Source organism: Hyphomicrobium sp., assembly GCF_036833075.1.
Taxonomy (GTDB): Bacteria; Pseudomonadota; Alphaproteobacteria; order Rhizobiales; family Hyphomicrobiaceae; genus Hyphomicrobium_C.
Window position 1 is genome coordinate 5653 of the sequence record NZ_DAITQL010000121.1, and the last position, 4107, is coordinate 9759.

5 protein-coding genes are annotated in these 4107 nt (G+C 67.9%); 3 read left to right on the forward strand and 2 right to left on the reverse strand.

Going from position 1 to position 4107, the window contains the following annotated elements:
• Positions 1–70 precede the first annotated feature (70 nt).
• Positions 71–169, forward strand: a complete 99-nt coding sequence (locus V7082_RS20430) for a BA14K family protein (RefSeq protein WP_334151441.1) — start codon at positions 71–73, stop codon at positions 167–169.
• Positions 170–370: 201 nt separating this feature from the next.
• A complete protein-coding gene (locus V7082_RS20435) occupies positions 371–661 on the forward strand; it encodes a hypothetical protein (protein ID WP_334151436.1) in 291 nt (96 codons plus the stop codon).
• 194 nt (positions 662–855) lie between these two features.
• Here V7082_RS20435 and V7082_RS20440 read toward each other — a convergent pair whose 3' ends face one another.
• On the reverse strand, positions 856–3084 hold the full coding sequence (locus V7082_RS20440; RefSeq protein WP_334151438.1) for a primosomal protein N': 2229 nt from the start codon (positions 3082–3084) through the stop codon (positions 856–858).
• Between the two features lie 99 nt (positions 3085–3183).
• Between V7082_RS20440 and fsa the strand changes: the two genes are divergently transcribed.
• On the forward strand, positions 3184–3837 hold the full coding sequence (gene fsa / locus V7082_RS20445) for a fructose-6-phosphate aldolase (protein ID WP_334151439.1): 654 nt from the start codon (positions 3184–3186) through the stop codon (positions 3835–3837).
• A 150-nt stretch (positions 3838–3987) separates the two neighbouring features.
• Here the strand turns inward: fsa and V7082_RS20450 are convergent.
• A partial coding sequence (locus V7082_RS20450; RefSeq protein WP_334151443.1) for an HU family DNA-binding protein occupies positions 3988–4107 on the reverse strand: 120 nt, incomplete at its 5' end.

A 4107-nucleotide genomic window follows, 5' to 3' on the forward strand; every position in this document is an offset into this window, starting at 1 on the left:
CCCCGCCTTCTATGATTACGACTACTATGACGACGACTATGATGACGGCGCGGTCTACGACGGCGACGCCGTGGAGCGCTGCGCCGCGCGCTATCGCTCGTTCGACCGGGCGTCCGGCACCTTCCTGGCCAACGACGGCCGGCGCAAGCTGTGCCCGTATCTCAGATAGCGGAACCGCCATATAGTCAGCAGAATGACGACATCGCGCCGGCAGCTTGAAAAGGCTGACCGGCGCGACGTTCATGGGCTCTCAATCAATATGAACGGCAGCTGCAAGCCTCGTTCAAGGTGAGTTCAGCCCGCCCCCGCCATCATGAGCTCCAACGTACCGGGACAGCCTCGGCGTTGGATCTGGATGAAGGGGAGAGACATGTCGTTGAAGAAGCTCACCACCTCCGCTGCCGTGATCGGAAGCCTGCTCGCTGCGAACCTGACCCCTCTGGCGGCCACCGCGGCCAGCGCCAGGGATGGCTGGCACGGCCACGGCGGCCCTAGCTATTCGCGCTCCTATGACCGCCCGCGCCATGACCACGGGCCGCGCCATCGCTACGGCTACAGGAAGCATCGCCACAACCACGGCAGCGACGTCGCCAAGGGCATCGCCATCGGCCTCGGCGTTCTGGCCGTAGGCTCGATCCTCGCTTCGGGAGCTCATCGCTAGACCGTGAGTCGCCTCGGACCTGTATCCCCTCCGAAGCGTCACTCATCGGTCTCGCAAGGACCTGAGCATCGTAAGGCCGGCACGCGGATTGGCCTCCAAAGCAGCGCGTGCCTTGAGCAACCGAAGTGAGCTGGCAGCGTGTCGGGACCGTGCGGGCCTGCCACGCTGCCTCAGCATTGGGATCGTGATCCCATTCAGAGAAAGTTGTAGGGGTCGATGTCGACGGTAAGCCGCAGATCGCCACCGATTTTGGGCAACGCCTCGCCCCACGCCCTGAGATAGCCCTGGAGGGTCTTGTCCCGGGGCGCCTTGACGAGCAGCCGGAAGCGGTGGCGGCCGCGCACGACGGCGATCGGCGCTTCGGCCGGCCCCAGCACCTCGATCTGATCCGCGCGCGGCGCCCGCCTCGCGACCTCGCGCGCGAACGTCTCCGCAAGATCCTTGTCGCGCGCCGAGATGACGAGCGCCGCGAGCCGCCCGAACGGCGGCAGGAGGCCGCGCCGGCGCATGTCGATCTCGCGCTCGAGAAAGCTCTCCCGGTCACCCGAGATGATCGCCTGCATGACCGGATGCTCCGGCATGTGCGTCTGGATGTAGCCGCGCCCCTTGGTGAGCGCGCGCCCCGCGCGCCCCGTCACCTGGTGCAGGAGCTGGAACGTGCGCTCGCCCGCGCGCGGATCGGCACCCATCGAAAGCCCGAGGTCGCCGTCCACGATGCCGACCGTCGCCAGCAGCGGGAAGTTGTGGCCCTTGGCCACGATCTGCGTGCCGATGATGATGTCCACGTCCCCGCTCTCGATCGAGCCGATGATTCGGCGCATCTCCTCGAGCCCGGGAATGAGGTCGGACGACAGAAGCGCCACGCGCGCGTCCGGGAAACGCGCGTGCACCTCCTCCGCGACGCGCTCGACACCAGGCCCGCAGGCCACGAGGCCGCCCTTCTCCCCGCACTTCGGGCACGCCTCGGGGATCGGCAGCGAGAAGCCACAGTGATGGCAGTTGAGCCGCCGGCGGAACCGGTGCTCGACGAGCCAGGCGGTGCATTGCGGGCATTCGAACCGGTGCCCGCAACTCCGGCAGAGCGTCAGCGGCGCATAACCCCGGCGGTTGAGGAACAGGAGCGACTGCTGCCGGTCCCGCAGCGTGCCCGCGACCGCTTCGACCAGCACCGGCGACAGCCACTGCCCCTTCTCGGGCGGGTTGACGCGCATGTCGATGGGCGAGACCTCCGGCAGCTCCGCCCCCGTGAAGCGTCCGGGCAGGACGATGTGCCGGTAGCGCCCCGTGCGCGCGTTCACGTGGCTCTCGATCGAGGGCGTCGCCGACGCCAGCACCACCGGAAAACCGCCGAGGCTGCCCCGCACGACGCTCATGTCGCGCGCCTGATAATGCACGCGGTCGTCCTGCTTGAAGCCCGCGTCGTGCTCCTCGTCGACGACCACCAGCCCGAGATCGCTGTAGGGCAGGAAGAGCGCACTGCGGGCGCCGACCACGCACCGCGCTTCCCCCGTCGCGACCGCGCGCCAGACCCGCCCGCGTTCGGCCGGCGAGAGCGCCGAATGCCACTCCGCAGGCAAGCACCCAAAGCGCGCCGTGAAGCGGCTCATGAACTGCCCCGTGAGCGCGATCTCGGGCAGCATGACCAGCGCCTGGCGGCCGCGGCGCAGCGTCTCCGCCACGGCTTCGTAGTAGACTTCCGTCTTGCCCGAGCCGGTGACGCCGTCGAGCAGCGAGACGGAGAACCCTGTGCAGTGCACGGCGGAGATGAGCGCGTGCACGGCCTCTTCCTGCGCAGGAGTGAAGTCGGTCGCGCGATGATCGGGGTTTGGTTCCGGAAAGCGCCGCTCCGGGATGACGACATCGACCAGATTGCCCGACGCCACGAGCCCGTCGACGACGCCCGTGCTACAGGCGGCCTCCGCCGCGAGCGCCGCCTTGGCCCGGATCTGCCCGTCGCGCGCAAGCTCGAGCGCGCGACGGCGCGCCGGCGTCATGCGCGCCGGTTCCGGCGCGTCCGGCACAAGGCGCACGCCGAACCGCGGCTTTGCAGGCTCGAACGCCGCCTGCGCGCTCATCATCATGCGCACGACCATGCCGAGCGGCGAAAGCGTATAGCCCGCGATCCACTCGGCGAACCGGAGCGAGGAGGTCGGAAGGGGCGGAACATCGAGGCGCTCCGCGAGCGCCTTCATCTTTTTCGGGTCCACGGGCTTGTCCGAGCCGCCGAGCGGCGCGTCCCAGACCACGCCGATCCGCGTCTGCGCCCCGAACGGCACCAGGACGAACGCCCCCGGCTCGACCTTGAGCCCCGGCGGCACCAGGTAGTCGTAGGTCTGGCTCAACGGCGCACCCGGCATCAGCACCGGCGCGAGGGCTCGCGCGGCGCTTTCACCCTGATCGTTAAGGCCAAGAAGGCTATCCAAGTGGGCCGTTACCGGATTAGAAGCTACCAATCGTCTGTGAGACGAGATTAGGCCGAGAGATAGGGCGAGCTGACGGCCGGCGCCAGCAAGGGACCGGGAATGAAGTTTTTTGTCGACACTGCCGACGTGAGCGAAATCAAGGAGCTGGCTGCCACCGGCCTGCTCGATGGCGTGACCACCAACCCGTCGCTGATCGCAAAATCCGGCCGCGACTTCAAGGAGACGGTAGCCGAGATCTGCGCCCTCGTAACCGGCCCCGTCTCCGCCGAGGTGGCCGCGACCGACTACGACGGCATGATGCGCGAAGCCCATGTGCTGCGGAAGATCGCGCGCAACGTGGCGATCAAGGTGCCGCTGACGCTCGACGGCCTCAAGGCGTGCAAGGCGCTGACCTCGGACGGCACCATGGTCAACGTCACGCTCTGCTTCTCGGCCAACCAGGCGCTGCTCGCGGCCAAGGCCGGCGCCACCTTCGTCTCCCCGTTCATCGGCCGCCTCGACGACATCGGCTTGAACGGCATGGACCTCATCCGCGAGATCCGCGCCATCTACGACAATTACCAGGACCTCGAGACGGACATCCTTGCCGCCTCGATCCGCACCGTCAATCACGTCAGGGAAGCCGCCCTGATCGGCGCCGACGTGGCGACCATTCCGCCCGCCATCCTGAAGGCGCTGGTCAAGCACCCGCTGACGGAAGCGGGCCTCGCCCAGTTCGTCGCCGACTGGAAGAAGACCGGCCAGACGATCTGATCCGCTGGCGCGCGCCCCAAAAGACAAGGCGAGCGGCCGGTTCTCGGCCTGCTCGCCTTTTTATTGCATCGCACTTCAGTATCGCACCGGGCCCAGCAGACCATGCCCGCTCCGGACTCGCGCCCGAAGCAAAGCATCGTCGCGAACAGCTCAGATCTGCTCCTTGAGATCCTTGGCCGCGCGGAAGGCAACCTTCTTGCTGGCCTTGATCTTGATCGCCTCGCCCGTGGCCGGGTTGCGGCCCATGCGCGCCGGACGCTTGCGCACCTG